We start from the raw sequence: 15,679 nt of genomic DNA, 5'->3' as shown, positions 1-15,679 counted from the left end.
TCATTCTGGCGGCGGGGCGAAGGTGATGGTGCCGTCGGGGGAGAACGTCAGGCCCGGGTTGTGGACGACCTCCCACCGGAAGCCGTCCGGGTCGGCGAAATAGCCGGAGACGCCGCCCCAGTCGCGGCGGGTGGCCGGAGCGATGATTGAACCCCCGGCCGCGGTGGCACGATCGAGTACAGCGGTCACCTCGTCCTCGCTGTCGACGTTGTGTCCGAGCGTGATCGGCATCGCGTCGCCACCTCGGTGGAACTCGCCGGCTTCGGCCGCCATCGCCTCGCGATCCCACAGCGAGAGGAGGAGGCCGTGACCGATCTGCAGGAAGATCACCTCGCCGGGTACGTCGAGGCTCGGCTTCCAGCCCAGTCCGTCGACGAAGAACCGGCGGCTGGCGTCCAGGTCGCGGACGCCGAGCGTGAGGACGTTCAGCTTCTGTTCCATGACGACCACTCTGCCGCCGCGACGACGCCCGGTCTTGAACGAACCGGCCAGAGTTCGTACCGGGAGTTCCCGGTACCCGGCCTGGCGCACCTGGCCCGCTGCGGGTGGAGCCAGGAGGTCACCAGCGCCGACCACGTGCAGCGGGTACTCCCCGACAACTGCGCGGACGTGCTCGTGACCGCGGACGGCCGCGCGGTGCTGGTCGGACCACCGACGAGGGTCGAACTGCCCCGACTCGTCGCCGGTACGCGGATCGCCGGCCTCCGGATCGAGCCCTACGCCGTCCGGGCGATCTTCGGCGTGGACGCCGACGAGTTGACCGACCGCACGGTCGGCCTGGACGCGCTCCTCGGTGACCGCGCCGCCCGCCGGGTCGCCGAGGAGATCTGGGACGGCGTCCCCCGGCAGTGGCGTGACGTCCGGCCGGACCCGGCCACGGTCGGCATCGTGGAGGCCCTGACCTCGGCCGGTGCCCCGTCGGTCGACGCGGTGGCCGAGCGGGCCGGTTACTCGCCCCGGCACCTCCGCCGCCTGGTACGGGCCGAGACCGGCCTGAGCCCGAAGACGCTCCAGCGCGTCGCCCGCCTGCACGAGTTCCTGCAGCGGGCCGGGGAGGGCCTCGGTCCGGCGGCGGCCGCGGCCGGGTACGCCGACCAACCACATGCCACCCGGGAGATCGGCGCGCTGACCGGCCTGACACCACGGCTGCTGCTGGCCGAGCGGGCCCGGACGTGACGAGGCCCCGCTCCCGTCGTGGGAGCGGGGCCTCGGACGAGCCCTTACTGCTGCTTCGGCGCTCCGCCGAGGATCGGGCCACCGGACAGCAGCGGCGCCGGCGACCCCGGTTCAATGCGTGTGGCGATCCCGGCCATGTTGTGCGGATCAGCGCCCCGGTCGCCGTCGGTGGCTCCACCGAGCAGCGCTTCCATCTCCAGGTCCTCGCCTTCCTGCACCTCCGGCGGGAGGCCGTGACGCTCACGCCAGTACGGGTTGTCCGGCGGGAGCGCCCCGCTCACCCGGCCGTACATCCCGAACGTGATGAGCGCCGTGCCGACCACGAACGAGAAGATGACGTTCGTCATCCGGAACGCCAGGAAGTTCAGGTCGGTACGCATGATCGTCAGGTTCACCAGGCCGCTCAGGATGAACGCCCAGCCGAACACGGAGTTGGCCCACGAGGCGGTGTTGCCGCCGATCACGGCGCACCCGAGCAGGCACACGCCGACGACAACGGAGATCAACGACAGCGCGCCGTTCGAGGACAGGCCGGCGATCTCCTTGCCCGAGGTGGAGAAGAAATCCAGCTTGTTGACGAAGCCGAGGGCGCCGAACGTCAGCAGCGCCGTTCCGGTGAGGCCACCGCCGTAGCGGTACACCTTCCCCAGCTTGTGGTCCTTCGGTAGGCCGGACATTCATGGCTCCTTTCGGCCCGATAAAGACAGTTTTGCCCGGCCCGGCCTGGTCAAACGTGGCTTCCCGTCAGTTGACACAACCTTGTCACAGTGTCGTGCAGAGGTCCGAGAGCGCGCGGCACGGAACCTGGCTCTGACAGGCCGATAAACCTTAATGGCGTCTAAAACTAAGAAAAGTTCAAAGCGGGACTTAACCGGAGATTATGTCGACGGTTGCCAAACGTACGGCAATGTTTAACAGATACCTCTCCCGCAACGGCGGTACAAACGCTACCGTGAAGCGCTCGCTAGACACGCTCTGCGAGTGTGAAGTACAGGGTCGAGGCAACCCGAAGAGGTTCCATGACAGACACCGCTCCGGTCGAGCCCGCGCTCATCGCCTGTCCGGCGTGCGACGGTCTCGGATTCAGGATCGCTCCGTGCGCCTGTCGGCACAACGGAACCGAGTTCCTGGTGAGCGGCCGTCTCCTGCTCTCCGACTCCGACCCGTACCCGGACTGCGAGATCTGCCGGGGCACCGGCGAGACCACGGTGATGTGCTTCCCGTGTCGCCAGGGTGGGTCGCTGCTCGCCCAGGGCGTGGTCACGGTCGTCAACGCCGTCACCGGCCAGACCGGTTCCGTGCAGGTCGTCCCCGGCGCGTTCGAGCCGGTGCCGTGGGAGGCCCGGCCCGGCCGCTGGATCATCGACCTTTCGGCGATCGTCGGCGAGCTGGCCACCCGCGTCGGTGTCGACACGCTCTACGACATGCTCGACCGGCCGCTCTCCAGCCACGACCTGGCCACCCCGATCTACCTGCCCGACACCTGGTCGCCCGCGTCGCCGGAGGCCGAGAAGGCCGCCGCCGAACAGGCCGCGATCGCCGAGTGGGCCGGGCGCCGCCGGTGGCACCTGTACGTCGGCTACCCGGACGGCGTCCGGGCCGAGACCGACCCCGAGCAGCGGCTCGTGGAGTTGCGCCGCGCCGCCGACGCCGGACGGCTCGATCTGGTCGTCCGGTTCCTGGACGGGTTCTGGTCGGTCGCGTTCGAGGTTCCCGGCGCCCACCCCCGGCAGGGTCAGGCCTGGTACCCGGGTACGTCGACGCTCGTCGAGTCGTTACTCGCGCACACCCCGTCCGATCTGGTCGAGCAGGCCAAGGGCGCGACCACCGCGGCCGGCCACTGGGTGGTCGCCGCACCGCCGCCGGCCGGTGACGGCACGTCGGCGTGGACGGTGGAGGACCTCGTCGCCGCCGTCTCGATCACGGCCGGTGGTGCGGCCGGTGGCAGCGCCACCTGGCGGGACGGCCGCTGGCAACTCTCCGCCCTGCAGGTCGTCGAGGAGCGGGAACTGCTCGCGGCGCAGCAGACCGGCCAGGTGCGGTCGACCGTCGAGCGGGTGGTCGGTCGCGTCGACGACCTGAAGACCCCGCCCTGGCTGGGCCCGTCGATTCCGACGCAGCGCTGCGCGCGTTGCGTGTCCGGGGTGGCGTGGCGCGAATGCTCGTGCACCTATCTGGACGACGTCGCGACGCCGGACTGTCCGCGCTGCGCCGGCGTCGGGCGGGCACCGGACCCGTACTGCTCCGGCTGCGACGACACCCGTCTGGTCCACCTCGGTGCGGTCGTGACGCTGATCGGCCCCGGCGGGCGTGGACAGACCACAAACCTGCGGATCGGTAAGACGCCCGACGTGGAGTTCTTCGTCAACGACCAGGGCGTGCGCTGCGCGCGGGTGCCCCGGGAACTCACCGCGGTCGCCTGGGCCGAGGCGTTCGGCGTCGACGTCGACTGGCTGTGCAGCCACGGCATCCGCTCGATCGGCGCGCTGGCCCGCGACGGCGTCCTGGCCACCGACCTGAGCGATCCCCGCGAGGTCGTGGCCGAGTACCTGGCGCGGCTCACGGCGGGCCGGCCCGGTGGGCGCCTGGTCTACTTCGTCCGGCCGCCCGGTGACGTGCCGGTCGAGTCGCTGCTGCGCCCGGTGCTGGGGGTGGACGCGCGGGCGGAGTTCGCGATCGCCGTCGACCCGCGCGGGCGGCTGCGCTGGGGCCTCGCGGTGACCCACCGGGGCGCTCAGAGCCGGTACGCCCCGCCCGAGATCGACCTGACCCTCGGCGACGCGGTCGGCCGCGTCCTCACGGCGTTACCGCAGCGCCTCGGCGGCATCGAGCACGACGTCGCCCGCACCGAGCCGCTCAGCCCGGCCCAGCAGGGGCGGGCCGTGCAGGTCGAGACCGGGATCCAGACGCTGCTACAGGAGGTCGCGCAGCGCTACGGACGGGTGCTGGCCGCGGTCACCAGGGACGGCTGGACGCTGCACGCCTGGACCCAGCGTCGCTGGCAGCGGATCGGCTCCGGCGTCTCGCTGCGCGAACTGGTCACGTCCACCCGTACCACCGGCGCGTAAGGCCGTGTTCTGCGAATCCGTGCGCGCCTGAGCGGTGCCTCGCTGCGAGCGAGATTCACAGGACACGGCCTAGCGGTCGACGGCCGCGACCACGCGGCGCTTGGCGTCGGCCGCCGACGCCGCCCGGGTGGCCAGCTCGGCGTAGCGCAGGCAGTCGCTGAACTTGTGCTCGGCCAGCGCGGTACGCACCGTCTCGAGCCGGTCGACCGGCAGCACCAGGCTGGTGATGCCCAGACCGATCAGGACGCAGGCGAGCAGCGGATCGGCCGCAGCGGCACCGCGCGCGCTGATCTCCTTGCCCGCCAACGAACCGGACGCCCCGACGAGCTCGGCGAGGCGCAAGCCGGCCGGCTGCCACGGGTCGTACCAGTGGCCGCTTCCGGCCGACGGGTCCGCCGCCACCGCGTACCGGGTCAGGCTGTCGAGGTCGATCGTCGCGAACGACGCCGTGCGCAAGATCGTGCCGGCGAGCAACGCGGCCGCAGGCAGGTCGACGAGCACGCCGGCCGTGGCCACCCCGCCGTACCGCGCTTCCTCGAGGAACCAGGCGGCCTCGTCCGGCTCGCTCACCATCGACGTGACGACCCCGACGTCCACCGAGTGCGCGCCGGTCTCCCGCATCGCGCCGGCGATCGCGTCGAGCTGAGCGGAGAGCACGTCCGGACGGGCTTGCAGCGCGCGCACGCCGCGAATCCCGAACGCGCCCTGGCGTTCCCCGGGATCGAGGGCCTCGATGGTCACCCGGGCACCGGGGAAGGCGCGCAGCACACGTCGGTAGCCGCTCAGTTGATCTCCGGTCGGCACGGGGGAACCGTCGGGACGGACGGCGAACCAGCTCCGAAGCAGACCGACGCCCTCCGCCCCGGCCGCGACCGCGGAATCGGCCTCGGCGGGGTCGACAAGTTCGGCGAGCAGGGTGACCGGTTGGCCGTCGGCCAGCCGGCCGCGTAGCGGTGCACTCACGACTGGACATTATCGAACCAGGCCGCTGCCGGATGCGGCCAGGGACGGACAGTAAGCTCTGGAGCCATGCCGGAGCTCAGTCACGTCGATGCGGCGGGGTCGGCTCGGATGGTCGACGTCTCCGCGAAGTCCGAATCCGTCCGAACCGCCGTGGCCACCGGCCTCCTGCGCACGACGACCGAGGTCATCGGCCTGCTCCGGCGCGACGGCCTGCCGAAAGGCGACGCGCTCGCGGTCGCCCGCGTCGCCGGGATCATGGGCGCCAAGCGCACCCCCGACCTGGTTCCGCTGTGCCATCCGATCGCACTGCACGGCGTGACCGTCGACTTCGAAATCGGCGACGCGGAAATCGCGATCACCGTGACGACGCGTACCGCCGACCGCACCGGCGTGGAGATGGAAGCGTTGACCGCGGTGGCCGCGGCCGGCCTGACGCTCATCGACATGGTGAAGGCGGTCGATCCGGCGGCCTCGCTGGACGCCGTGCGCTGCGAGGCCAAGGACGGCGGCAAGACCGGTTCCTGGCGACGGCCGGCGGACCGATGAGCCGCACCGCGCGCATCGTCGTCGCGTCCAACCGGGCCGCGGCCGGCGTCTACGAGGACACGAGCGGGCCGCTGCTCGTCGAGGGCCTGCGCGCGCTCGGGTTCGAGGTCGGCGACCCCGTCGTCGTCCCGGACGGCGACCCGGTCGGCGACGCGTTGCGCGCGGCGGTGGCCGACGGCGTCGACACCGTACTGACCAGCGGCGGAACCGGCATCAACCCGACCGACCGCACGCCTGACGTCACCGCGGCCGTGCTCGACTACCAGATCCCCGGCATCGCCGAAGCGCTCCGCGCGTACGCGGTACCGCGGATCCCGACGGCCATGCTGTCGCGCGGCATCGCGGGGGTCGCCGGTCGCACGCTGATCGTCAACCTTCCCGGCTCCCGCGGTGGCGCCAAGGACGGGCTGGCCGTGCTCGGCCCCGTGCTGGCACACGCGATCGATCAGCTGCACGGCGGAGACCACCCCGGAGGGCACGCGTGACCGATCCGATCAGTTGGGACGACGCCAGAGCGGCCGTCCACTCGGCGGCGACCCCGCTTCCCGGGCGCCCGGTGCCGCTGGCCGAGGCCGACGGCGCCGTGCTGGCGACGCCCCTCGTCACGCTCACCGCGCTACCGGCGTTCGACACGTCCAGCGTGGATGGTTACGCGGTCGCCGGCCCGGCGCCCTGGCGTCTGGTCGGCCAGGTTCTGGCCGGCGACGCCAGCGAGATCACGGTGGTGCCCGGCACCGCGGTGGAGATCGCCACCGGCGCGATGGTTCCGGTCGGCACCGAGCACGTGATCCGGCTGGAGAGCTCCGAGGTCGAGAACGGCTCCTGGGTCACCGCGCCGCTCCCCGACAAACAGGAGTGGCGTCCGACCGGCGAGGAAGCGGCGTCCGGTGAGGTGCTGCTGCCGCCGGGCGTCCGGGTGACGCCCGGTGTGCTGGCGCTCGCGGCGGCCTGCGGCCACGACGTGCTCGCGGTGCGCCGGCGGCCCCGGGTCGCGGTCGTCGTGTTCGGGGACGAACTGCTGGACAGCGGGCCGCCCGGAGCGGGCCGGGTGCGTGACGCTCTCGGGCCTTCGCTGCCCGCCTGGATGCGCCGCCTCGGAGCCGAGGTCGTGTCGGTGACACGGGCCGCCGACACGCTGGAGGCGCACGAGACCGCGGTGCGTGCCGCGGCCGCCCGGTCCGACGTGGTCGTCACCACCGGCGGCACCATGCACGGACCCGTCGACCACCTGCACCCCACGCTGGCCACGCTGGGCGCGTCCTACGTCGTCGACACGGTGGCGGTGCGCCCCGGCTTCCCGATGCTCACCGCCCGGCTGACCGGGCCCGGCGCCGGCTGGCTGGTGGGGCTGCCGGGCAACCCGCAGTCGGCGGTGATCGGGCTGGTCACGCTGGCGGCGCCGCTGATCGCGGGGCTGTCCGGTGCGCCTCTGCCACCGCTGGCGTCGGTGTCGGTCGCCAACGACGTGCCGGGGCGGGGTAGTTTCACCCACCTGGCGCTGGCTCGCCTGACGCCCGACGGCGCGGTGACGCTGCCGCACGCCGGGTCGGCGATGCTCCGCGGGGTCGCCGGAGCGGATGGGTTCGTCATCGTCCGTCCGGACACCACTGCGCCGAGTGGCACCCGCGCGGACTTCGTTCCGATGCCCAACTGAAGTTCCGGTGGTTGGATGACCACATGAGCAGCGAGACGATGCCGGAGACCATCCGCGTGGCCGGCCACCGGGTCGTGGTGGCCCAGGTCACTGAATCTCCGATTTCCGTGGCCGAGCACGAGCAGGCCGTCGCGGATCTGGCTGCCGGTGCGGTGGTGGGTTTCGCCGGGGTGGTGCGCGATCACGACCACGGGCGGACCGTGACCGAACTGGAATACACCGGACATCCGTCGGCCGGTGAGGTGCTCGAGAAGATCGCGGCCGAGTTCGCCGAGCGTGACGGCGTCGAGGCGATCGCGGTCAGTCACCGCATCGGCCCCCTCCGGTTGGGTGACACCGCGCTGGCCTGCGCGGTCAGCACCGCGCACCGGGCCGAGGCCTTCGCGCTCTGCGCCGAGTTGGTCGACGCGGTGAAGGCGCGGATTCCGATCTGGAAGCGTCAGGTGTTCGAGGACGGCACCGACGAGTGGGTCGCCTGCCCCTGAAGTCTCGCTTAGTATCCGGAGTCGTCACGGTAGGTCATCATTCCGGGTGGTTGCTCTCCGCAGCGCCGTGAGACGTCGTCAGCAGCCGATACCATCGGCGACGATTTAGGCCACCGGAAGGAACTCGAGTGTGAAGGTCTTGATCACCGGCGGTGCCGGCTTCATCGGGAGCACGATCGGTTCGGCCTGCCTCGACGGCGGGATTCAGCCGGTCGTTCTCGACAGCCTGGCTACCGGGAGGCGAGAGTTCACCGAAGGACGACCGTTCTACCAGGGTGACATCGCCGACGGTGCGCTGATCGACCGGATCTTCACCGATCACCCCGATATCGACGCGGTCATCCACTGCGCCGCGCTGATCGTCGTACCGGACTCGATGGCCGATCCGCTGCGGTACTACCGCGAGAACGTCGCGAAGTCGATCGAACTGGTCGACCACCTGCGTCGCAACGGCGTGCAGCGGATCGTGTTCAGCTCCTCGGCGTCGATGTACGGCACGGAGGCCGACTTCTCGGTCGACGAGAACTCGGTGATCGACCCGCAGAGCCCGTACGCGACCACCAAGGTCATGGTCGAGAACGTGCTGCGTGACGTCGCGAAAGCATCGTCGTTGCGGACGTTGTCGCTGCGTTACTTCAACCCGATCGGCGCCGATCCCCAGTTGCGTACCGGTCTCCAGGTGGCCCGGCCGTCGCACGCCCTGGGCAAGCTGGTGCAGTCCTACGAAGACCGGGCGCCGTTCCACATCACCGGCACCGACTGGCCGACCCGGGACGGCACGGGCATCCGTGACTACGTGCACGTCTGGGACCTGGCGCGGGCACACGTCGAAGGCCTCCGCCGCTTCGACGACATCGTGCCCGACTATCGGGTCGTGTGCCTGGGCAGCGGCACCGGCACCACGGTGCGCGAACTGGTCACCGCGTTCGAAGCGGTGATCGGCGAACCGCTGCCGCACGAGGACGCGCCGGCCCGTCCGGGCGACGTCGTCGGCGCCTACGCCCGCAACGGCCTGGCTCGCGAACTGCTGGGCTGGGAGCCGAAGTACGGGGTCGAGGAGGGCATCCGCCACTCACTCGAATGGGCCGCGATCAGGCCGCAGCGGCTGCACGAAGCTCCGTGAGCCGCGGGGCGGCGAGCTAGTTGAGCCGCAGGGCGACGACGATGTCGCCGGTGGGCTGACCGGAGCCGCCTTCCGGCTCGACGGTGAACGAGATCGCGTCCCCGTCGGTCAGATCGAGCACCAGCGCGGTGCCCTCCCGAGCGTCCGCGGCCAGTACGCGCATCGACCGGGGTTGTTCGTTGCGTACCCGCCAGATCTGATAGGTCTGCTTCGGGTCGATGTCCGGCAGATCCGAGTACGTCACCATCGCCGCGTGGTGCTCGGCCGAGAACACCGTCGACACCCGGGCGCCGTCCTCGGTGGTGGTGGTGCGGCTGATCGCGTCGTCCGCGGTGAGCACGGTCTCGATGCGCTGAAGCCGCTCCTGCTCGGCGACGATCAGGCTCCGCTGGTCGCGGTCGCGCTGTTCCTCGACCTCGAGCGTCAGCGCGGCGGCGCCGACCACCAGCGCACACGCCATCCCGAACGTGGTCAGACGGCGGCTCCACGTACGCCGCGGCCGGTCGGTGACGGGCTGAGGAGCCTCTTCGAGGTCATCCGTGAGCTCACCGGTCATCGAGGTGCTCCCAAGCGGTCGGTCATCCCCGCCCACTCTGCCCGGTCCCCGCCACTTTTACTAAGTCACGCCGGTTGGGTGCGAAGGTACCGGGCGAAATGCGGCACTGTGAAGGCAACTGTTCCCCGCTCGGCGGAGTAGATCAGCCCCTTCTTGATCAGACTGTCCCGTGCCGGGGAGAGGCTGGACGGTTTGCGCCCCAGCGAGACCGCGATCTCCGACGTCGACACCGCCTCGCTCGCATCACCCTCGAGGGACGCCATCGCGCGCATGTACTCACGTTCGGCCGGGGTCGCCCGCTCGTACCGGGAGCCGAAGAATCCGACCGCGAGCTCGGCCTCCGCCTCCGGCGCCGCCACCTTCACGTCGGCCGCGGTGATCGGTGAGCGGGGCGCGACGTCCCAGGTGACCTTGCCGTAGGCCTGAACGAAGTAGGGGTAACCATCAGCGGCCTCGTACAGCGCGGTCAGCGCGTCGGCATCGAACGTGGCTTCTTCACGCTCGGCCGGCGCGAGCAGCGCGACGTCGGCGGCGGCCCGGTCGAGCCGATCGATCCGGACGTAGCGGAACAGCCGCTCGGAGTACGACTTGCTGGCCGACAACAACGCCGGCAGGTGCGGGAGCCCGGCCCCGACGACGATCAGCGGAGCACCGGTCTGGGAGAGCTCGTGGCAGGCCGCACAGAGCGCGGAGATGTCCTCGGCGCCCAGGTCCTGCATCTCGTCGATGAACAGAGCGACGCCCGTACCGACCGCGCCGGCCAGGTCGGCCGCGTCCGAGAGCAGCTCGACCAGGTCGATCTCGATGTCACCGGAGTCCGCGCGGCCGCTGATCGCGGGCCCGTCGATGCCGGGCTGCCAGCGGTCGCGGATCTTGCCGCTGGTGGGGTTGGAGCGCAGGGCGAAAGCCTTCAGCGTGCCGAGGAAGTCGTCGATCTGATCGAGCGCGCGGTGCTGGGACGACAGTTCGCGCACCGCCATGTGCAGAGCCCCGGAGAGCGGGCGGCGCAGGGTCTGGTCGGGACGGGCCTCGATCTTGCCGGTGCCCCACTGGCGCCCGATGGCCTGCGAACGGAGTGCGTTGAGCAGCACGGTCTTGCCGACCCCACGCAGCCCGGTGAGGATCATCGACCGTTCGGGACGTCTGCGTGCCACCCGTTCGAGGACGACGTCGAACTGGTCGAGCTCGCGGTCGCGGCCGGCCAGTTCCGGCGGGCGCTGACCGGCTCCGGGCGCATACGGATTACGGACCGGGTCCATACGATCGGACCGTATCGGGCTTTCTAGCGAAAGTGGTAGATCTCGCTAGAGGTTTGTCGACGTGTCGGGCTCGACGTTGGCGCGGAACCAGCGGTCGGAGGCCGGGACGGCACCGTTCGCATCGCGGTTGACCTGGATGATGCTGTTGCGGTGGACGGCGTCCAGGGCCGCGCCGGGCTGCCGCTTGGGGAGCGGGGGCTGGCGATCGAGCGGGACGCGGTCGGGTGCGGCGAGCGAGCGGCGGTCAGCGGCGCCGGCGACGCGGACCGGCGTGACCGGGTGCCGCGTGACGCTGGTGCGCGACGAAGTCTTACGGGGCCGAGGAACAGCATGGGTCATAACGCAGCGCCCTTCCGCGTTGGGGCCACACCGGCCACAGAGGGATGCCCCGGTCACGCGAGGAAACACTCGGTGGTTCAGTGATCAATTGTGTTGTTTACGTGGGGCCGCTGAGCTGCAGACACACACGAGGACCCCGATGATGCCGGATCGAGTCAACTGCCCGCTCGGACCTTGTTTGCGGAGAATGGTAGACCCCCGGGCAGGGGTCATCGCGACCGCATCGATGCGTGTCTAGAGCTTTCTTCGTCGATTCCTAGAATTACGTAGAGAGGCTCAGAGAGAACGCAACTCGATCAGGCTGATCTCCGGCGGCGCGCCGACCCGCACCGGGGGACCCCAGTAGCCGACGCCCCGGCTGACGTAGATCTGGCTGTCGCCGTCGGTGGCCCGCCCCGACACCACCGGCTGTTCGAGCCGGACGCCGTACGTGAACGGCCACATCTGCCCGCCGTGCGTGTGCCCGGAGAGCTGCAGGTCCACGCCGCGGTCGACCGCCTCCGGCCACTGCACCGGCTGGTGTGCGAGCAGGACGACCGGCCGGTCCCGATCACGGCCGTCGAGGGCGGCGGAGAGGTTCGCGCCGTGGCCGGGCACGCCGGAGTCGGCCGCGGTGACGTCGTCGACGCCGGCCAGGTCGAGCCCGGCGCCGCCGGGGATCTCGATCCGCCGGTTACGGAGCACCTGCACGCCGATCGTCGGCAGGTACTCGACCCACTCCTCGGCGCCCGAGTAGTACTCGTGGTTGCCGGTGACGAAGTAGGTGCCGTGCGTCGAGTGGAGCGCGCTCAGCGCTTTGGCGTCCTCGCCGAGCTCGTCCACGCTGCCGTCGACCAGGTCGCCGACGATCGCCACCGCGTCGACGTCGAGCGAGTTCACGCGGTTGACGACCCGTTCGACGAAGGGCCGGTGCAGCGTCGCGGAGATGTGGATGTCGGTGAGCAACGCGACCCGGAACCCGCTCAGCGCCGGATCGAGACGCGGGAGCGTGATCGGGACCCGTTTCACCCGGACGTTGCGTGCCTCGGTGGTGCCGTACCCGACGGTGCCGAGCGCACCGACGCCCGCCGTGACCGCGAGCGCCCTGGCGAGGAACACTCGCCGGTTGTGGCCCCAGTTCTCGGCCTGGGCGGCCTGGTCCTCGCTGGGCCCGCTGTCGACCGGAGGCGCGCCGACCGTGGCCGGCGTCGGCGTCGACGCCTTCCGGGCGCGTGCCCGGCGAGTGATCAGGACGCGGCCGATCAGGCGCACCGGCTCCAGCACCAGCAGGATCAGCACCAGGTAGAACATCACCGCGATCCAGAGCGGCCCGGCCCAGCTCACCACGGTGCCGAGCGGCCCCGGCAGCACGTCCGGGGCACCGCGTAGACCGAACATCGCGGTGGCGACGATCAGCACGGCCGCGCCGAACCCGATCCACCGGATCCGTTTCGACGAGAAGGGACTCGCGACCAGCCGCCACCACAGATAACCGTGGATGCCTCCGACGACGGCAACAGCCACCACGACGATGACGACGACGCCCACAGCGCTCCCTGTAGATGATTCTAGGGCTTTATAGTTCAAACGCTAGACAGTGCTAGCGAGCCCTAGCGGAGCGTAGGGGTCGGCGCCTGAAAGGATCCTGAGGGGCTACCCACCGGCGAACGGCGGCAGCACGTCGACGGTGCCGCCGGCCGGCAGCCGCACCGATTCCTCCTTCGCCGCCACCCCGTTCACCAGGAACGAGCAGGCGGTGAGTACGCGCTCCAGCCGTTCCCCGTGGGCGGCCACCAGTTGCGTCCGCAGCTCGCCGAGCGTTCCCGCGTCCGCGGGTTCTTCCTCGATGCCGGCCGCGGCTCGGGCTCCGGCGAAGTACCGCACCGTGACGTTCACTCAGCCTCCAATGGCTGACATGGGTCGGTCGGGCTGCAGGAACGACGGGTCGTCGATACCGTGCCCCGCCAGCTTGCCCCACATCGCGGTCCGCCACAGGTCCGCGATCTCCGCATCGGTGCCGCCGGAGCGCAGCGCGCCGCGCAGATCGGTCTCGCCGGTGGCGAACAGGCAGTTGCGCACCTGCCCGTCGGCGGTCAGCCGCGTGCGGTCGCAGGCGCCGCAGAACGGCCTGGTGACCGACGCGATGACGCCGATACGCGCGGGGCCGCCGTCGACGAGCCAGGTCTCGGCCGGAGCGGCACCGCGGTGCGCCGGGTCCGGCGTCAGCGCCCATCGGGTTCGCAGCGCGGCCAGGATCTCCGCGGCGGTCACCATCGACGTCCGCTCCCACGAGTGCTGGGCGTCGAGCGGCATCTGCTCGATGAACCGCAGCTCGTGGCCGTTCTCCAGCGCGAACTCGGCGAGTGCGGTCGCTTCGTGCTCGTTGACGCCACGCAGCAGCACGCTGTTGATCTTCACCGGGGTCAGGCCGGCCTCGGTCGCGGCCTGCAGACCGGCCAGCGTGTCGGCCAGGCGGTCCCGGTGCGCCAGCTGCCGGAACGTCTCGCGGTCGAGCGTGTCGAGCGAGACGTTCACCCGGTCGAGCCCGGCGTCCACCAGCGCCGTGGCCTGGCGGGCGAGCCCGATCGCGTTCGTCGTCAGCATCGTCTCCGGCCGTGGCCGCAGCGCGGTGATGGCCTGCAGGATGTCGACGAGCCCGCGCCGCAGCAGCGGCTCGCCACCGGTGAAGCGCACCTCGGTCACCCCGAGCCGCTCCACCGCGATGGTGACCAGCCGGATCACTTCGTCGTCGCTGAGCAGCCGGTCGGACGGCAGCCAGGGCAGGCCCTCCGGTGGCATGCAGTAGCTGCACCGGAGGTTGCATTTGTCGGTGAGCGAGACGCGGAGATCGGTCGCGGTACGGCCGAATCGGTCGACCAGCCCGCGTTCACCGACGGGTCGGTCGGCCGCCGTGCCCTGGCGCTGGGCCGGCACGGCCGGCAGCCCGAGCGGAACCACAGCCATGATCCGAGCGTAACCGGAGCAACGAGTTACCGCCTGAGTCAATTGACTACGAATCCGATGCCCGACTTGGCGCGCACCCCTCATGCTGTGGTCATGGCGCAGGTCGAAGCCGAGCAGCGCACCCTTCCGCCGCTCGAACACTGGGTCTGGGTGATCGCCGCTGCGGTCACCGCCGTCCTGCTCGGGTTCGCCGGGCGGTACGGCTACCACCGCGACGAACTGTACTTCTTGCTCTGTGCGCGCCACCTCGACTGGGGCTTCGTCGACCAGCCGCCGCTCACCCCGGCGATCGCCTGGCTCGCCGACACGATCGCTCCCGGCAACCTGACGGTCTTCCGGACGCCCTCGGCGCTGATCGCCGGCGCCTGCGTGCTGCTGGTCGCCCTGATCGCCCGTGAGCTCGGCGGTGGACGAGCGGCCCAGTTGCTCGCCGCGGTGCTGATCGCCACGTCGTCGGCGGCGTTCGCGTTCGGGCACCTGCTGTCGACCACGACGGTCGACGTCGTGGTCTGGCTGGTCGTGCTCTGGCTGACGCTGCGGGTGCTGCGTACCGGCGACACCCGCTTAGCGGTGCTGATCGGCGCGGTCGCCGGCCTGGGGTTGCTGAACAAGTACCTGGTCGGTCTGCTGGCGGTCGGGTTGGTCGGCGGTCTCCTGGTCGCCGGCCCGCGCCGGTTGCTGCGCGACCGCTGGGTGCTCGCCGGAGCCGCGCTCGCGGTCCTGATCGTGACGCCGAACGTGGTCTGGCAGATCGCGAACGGGTTTCCGCAGCTCGACGTCGCCGCCCAGATCGCGTCGGGGGACAGCTCGTACGCCGGCCGTCCCGTCGCGGTCGCCCTGCAGTTCGTGATCGTCAGCCCGATCGCCTCGGTCGTCTGGATCGCCGGCCTCGTCGCGCTCTTCCGGCGCCCCGAGTGGCGTCCGTACCGGGCGGTGGCCTGGGCGTGGGTGGTGATCGCCGCGGTCGTGCTCATCGGTGGCGGCAAGGGCTACTACGACGTCGCGATGCTGATGGCCCTGACCGGCGTCGGCGCGATTCCGCTGGTCGGGTGGCTCAGCCGCGGCCGGCTGGCGCTCCGCCGGGTCGGGCTCGCCGCCGCAATGGTGTTCTGCGCGGTCCTCGCCGCCCTGCTGATGCTGCCGATCACGTCGGCCTCCTCGGTGCCCGACGCCGTCGTCGCGGTGAACTACGACGCCGGGGAGACGATCGGCTGGCCGGCCGCCGTGGCGTCGATCGAGCGGGTCACGCCGCCCGGCGCGGTGGTCGTCACCAGCAACTACGGCGAGGCCGGCGCGGTCAGCCGGTACGGCACGGTGCCGGTCTACTCGGGGCACATGAGCGTCGCCGACTTCGGCCGACCACCCGAATCGGCCGACGTCGTCGTCGCCGTCGGGTTCGACGATCCGGCCCACCTGCGGCGCTACTTCGGCTCGGTGGAGCGCGCCGGCTCGGTCGCCGTGGGTGTCGACGTCGACAACGAGGAGAACGGCGTCCCGATCTGGCTCTGCCGCAACCCTCGCGAGCCCTGGTCCGGCCTCTGGCCGAAGTTCCGCCGCGTCTGACGGC

General features: G+C 71.1%; 17 protein-coding genes. 8 read left to right on the top strand and 9 right to left on the bottom strand.

The window, feature by feature from the left end; genetic code table 11:
* Positions 1-441: a VOC family protein gene (locus CRYAR_RS42205; RefSeq protein ID WP_035870109.1), complete on the bottom strand. Its 441-nt coding sequence runs from the start codon at positions 439-441 to the stop codon at positions 1-3.
* Between CRYAR_RS42205 and CRYAR_RS42200 the strand changes: the two genes are divergently transcribed.
* Complete coding sequence (locus CRYAR_RS42200; RefSeq protein ID WP_051572395.1) at positions 433-1,176, top strand: helix-turn-helix domain-containing protein; 744 nt, start codon at positions 433-435, stop codon at positions 1,174-1,176. The two genes, CRYAR_RS42205 and CRYAR_RS42200, sit on opposite strands and share 9 nt — an antisense overlap.
* A 44-nt stretch (positions 1,177-1,220) precedes the next feature.
* Here the strand turns inward: CRYAR_RS42200 and CRYAR_RS42195 are convergent, their stop codons facing one another.
* Positions 1,221-1,853 carry a DUF4383 domain-containing protein gene (locus tag CRYAR_RS42195; RefSeq protein WP_063725841.1) on the bottom strand — a complete coding sequence of 211 codons (633 nt, stop codon included), beginning with the start codon at positions 1,851-1,853 and terminating at the stop codon, positions 1,221-1,223.
* A 453-nt stretch (positions 1,854-2,306) separates the two neighbouring features.
* Here CRYAR_RS42195 and CRYAR_RS42190 point away from each other — a divergent pair, with 453 nt between their 5' ends.
* On the top strand, positions 2,307-4,244 hold the full coding sequence (locus CRYAR_RS42190; RefSeq protein ID WP_157018526.1) for a hypothetical protein: 1,938 nt from the start codon (positions 2,307-2,309) through the stop codon (positions 4,242-4,244).
* Between the two features lie 69 nt (positions 4,245-4,313).
* Here the strand turns inward: CRYAR_RS42190 and CRYAR_RS42185 are convergent, their stop codons facing one another.
* Entirely contained in the window at positions 4,314-5,207 is an 894-nt protein-coding gene (locus tag CRYAR_RS42185; protein ID WP_051571821.1) for a putative PEP-binding protein, read from the bottom strand.
* A gap of 66 nt (positions 5,208-5,273) precedes the next feature.
* Here CRYAR_RS42185 and moaC point away from each other — a divergent pair, with 66 nt between their 5' ends.
* The 5 genes from moaC (at position 5,274) to galE (ending at position 9,015) form a co-directional block, all read left to right on the top strand.
* Positions 5,274-5,753 carry a cyclic pyranopterin monophosphate synthase MoaC gene (moaC, locus tag CRYAR_RS42180; protein ID WP_035859641.1) on the top strand — a complete coding sequence of 160 codons (480 nt, stop codon included), beginning with the start codon at positions 5,274-5,276 and terminating at the stop codon, positions 5,751-5,753.
* The gene (locus CRYAR_RS42175) at positions 5,750-6,238 is read left to right on the top strand and encodes a MogA/MoaB family molybdenum cofactor biosynthesis protein (protein ID WP_035859638.1); all 489 of its coding nucleotides are present in this window, start codon (positions 5,750-5,752) and stop codon (positions 6,236-6,238) included. Before moaC ends, CRYAR_RS42175 begins: the two co-directional genes overlap by 4 nt.
* On the top strand, positions 6,235-7,407 hold the full coding sequence (locus CRYAR_RS42170) for a molybdopterin molybdotransferase MoeA (protein WP_035859635.1): 1,173 nt from the start codon (positions 6,235-6,237) through the stop codon (positions 7,405-7,407). Before CRYAR_RS42175 ends, CRYAR_RS42170 begins: the two co-directional genes overlap by 4 nt.
* Positions 7,408-7,445: 38 nt before the next feature.
* Positions 7,446-7,892, top strand: coding sequence for a molybdenum cofactor biosynthesis protein MoaE (locus tag CRYAR_RS42165; RefSeq protein ID WP_211248082.1), 447 nt, complete (start codon positions 7,446-7,448; stop codon positions 7,890-7,892).
* 130 nt (positions 7,893-8,022) lie between these two features.
* Positions 8,023-9,015, top strand: a complete 993-nt coding sequence (galE, locus tag CRYAR_RS42160; protein ID WP_035859633.1) for a UDP-glucose 4-epimerase GalE — start codon at positions 8,023-8,025, stop codon at positions 9,013-9,015.
* A gap of 16 nt (positions 9,016-9,031) precedes the next feature.
* On the opposite strand, the gene CRYAR_RS42155 is transcribed toward galE, so the two are convergent.
* The 6 genes from CRYAR_RS42155 to moaA form a co-directional block, all read right to left on the bottom strand.
* Entirely contained in the window at positions 9,032-9,571 is a 540-nt protein-coding gene (locus CRYAR_RS42155) for an anti-sigma factor (RefSeq protein ID WP_035859630.1), read from the bottom strand.
* A 65-nt stretch (positions 9,572-9,636) separates the two neighbouring features.
* Positions 9,637-10,830 carry an ATP-binding protein gene (locus CRYAR_RS42150; RefSeq protein WP_035859627.1) on the bottom strand — a complete coding sequence of 398 codons (1,194 nt, stop codon included), beginning with the start codon at positions 10,828-10,830 and terminating at the stop codon, positions 9,637-9,639.
* A 45-nt stretch (positions 10,831-10,875) separates the two neighbouring features.
* Complete coding sequence (locus tag CRYAR_RS42145) at positions 10,876-11,169, bottom strand: hypothetical protein (RefSeq protein WP_035859625.1); 294 nt, start codon at positions 11,167-11,169, stop codon at positions 10,876-10,878.
* A 276-nt stretch (positions 11,170-11,445) separates the two neighbouring features.
* On the bottom strand, positions 11,446-12,696 hold the full coding sequence (locus CRYAR_RS42140; RefSeq protein ID WP_035859622.1) for a metallophosphoesterase: 1,251 nt from the start codon (positions 12,694-12,696) through the stop codon (positions 11,446-11,448).
* A gap of 105 nt (positions 12,697-12,801) precedes the next feature.
* Entirely contained in the window at positions 12,802-13,044 is a 243-nt protein-coding gene (locus tag CRYAR_RS42135; protein WP_035859618.1) for a MoaD/ThiS family protein, read from the bottom strand.
* The gene (moaA, locus tag CRYAR_RS42130) at positions 13,045-14,112 is read right to left on the bottom strand and encodes a GTP 3',8-cyclase MoaA (protein WP_051571817.1); all 1,068 of its coding nucleotides are present in this window, start codon (positions 14,110-14,112) and stop codon (positions 13,045-13,047) included. It lies immediately after the preceding gene.
* Between the two features lie 93 nt (positions 14,113-14,205).
* On the opposite strand from moaA, the gene CRYAR_RS42125 reads away from it, so the two are divergent.
* Positions 14,206-15,675, top strand: coding sequence for an ArnT family glycosyltransferase (locus tag CRYAR_RS42125; RefSeq protein ID WP_035859616.1), 1,470 nt, complete (start codon positions 14,206-14,208; stop codon positions 15,673-15,675).
* The last annotated feature ends 4 nt before the right edge of the window (positions 15,676-15,679 follow it).

It is taken from the genome of Cryptosporangium arvum DSM 44712 (assembly GCF_000585375.1).
Taxonomy (GTDB): Bacteria; Actinomycetota; Actinomycetes; order Mycobacteriales; family Cryptosporangiaceae; genus Cryptosporangium; species Cryptosporangium arvum.
The sequence above is the reverse complement of the archived record's forward strand: the minus strand, read 5'-3'. Positions and strand labels throughout refer to the sequence as shown.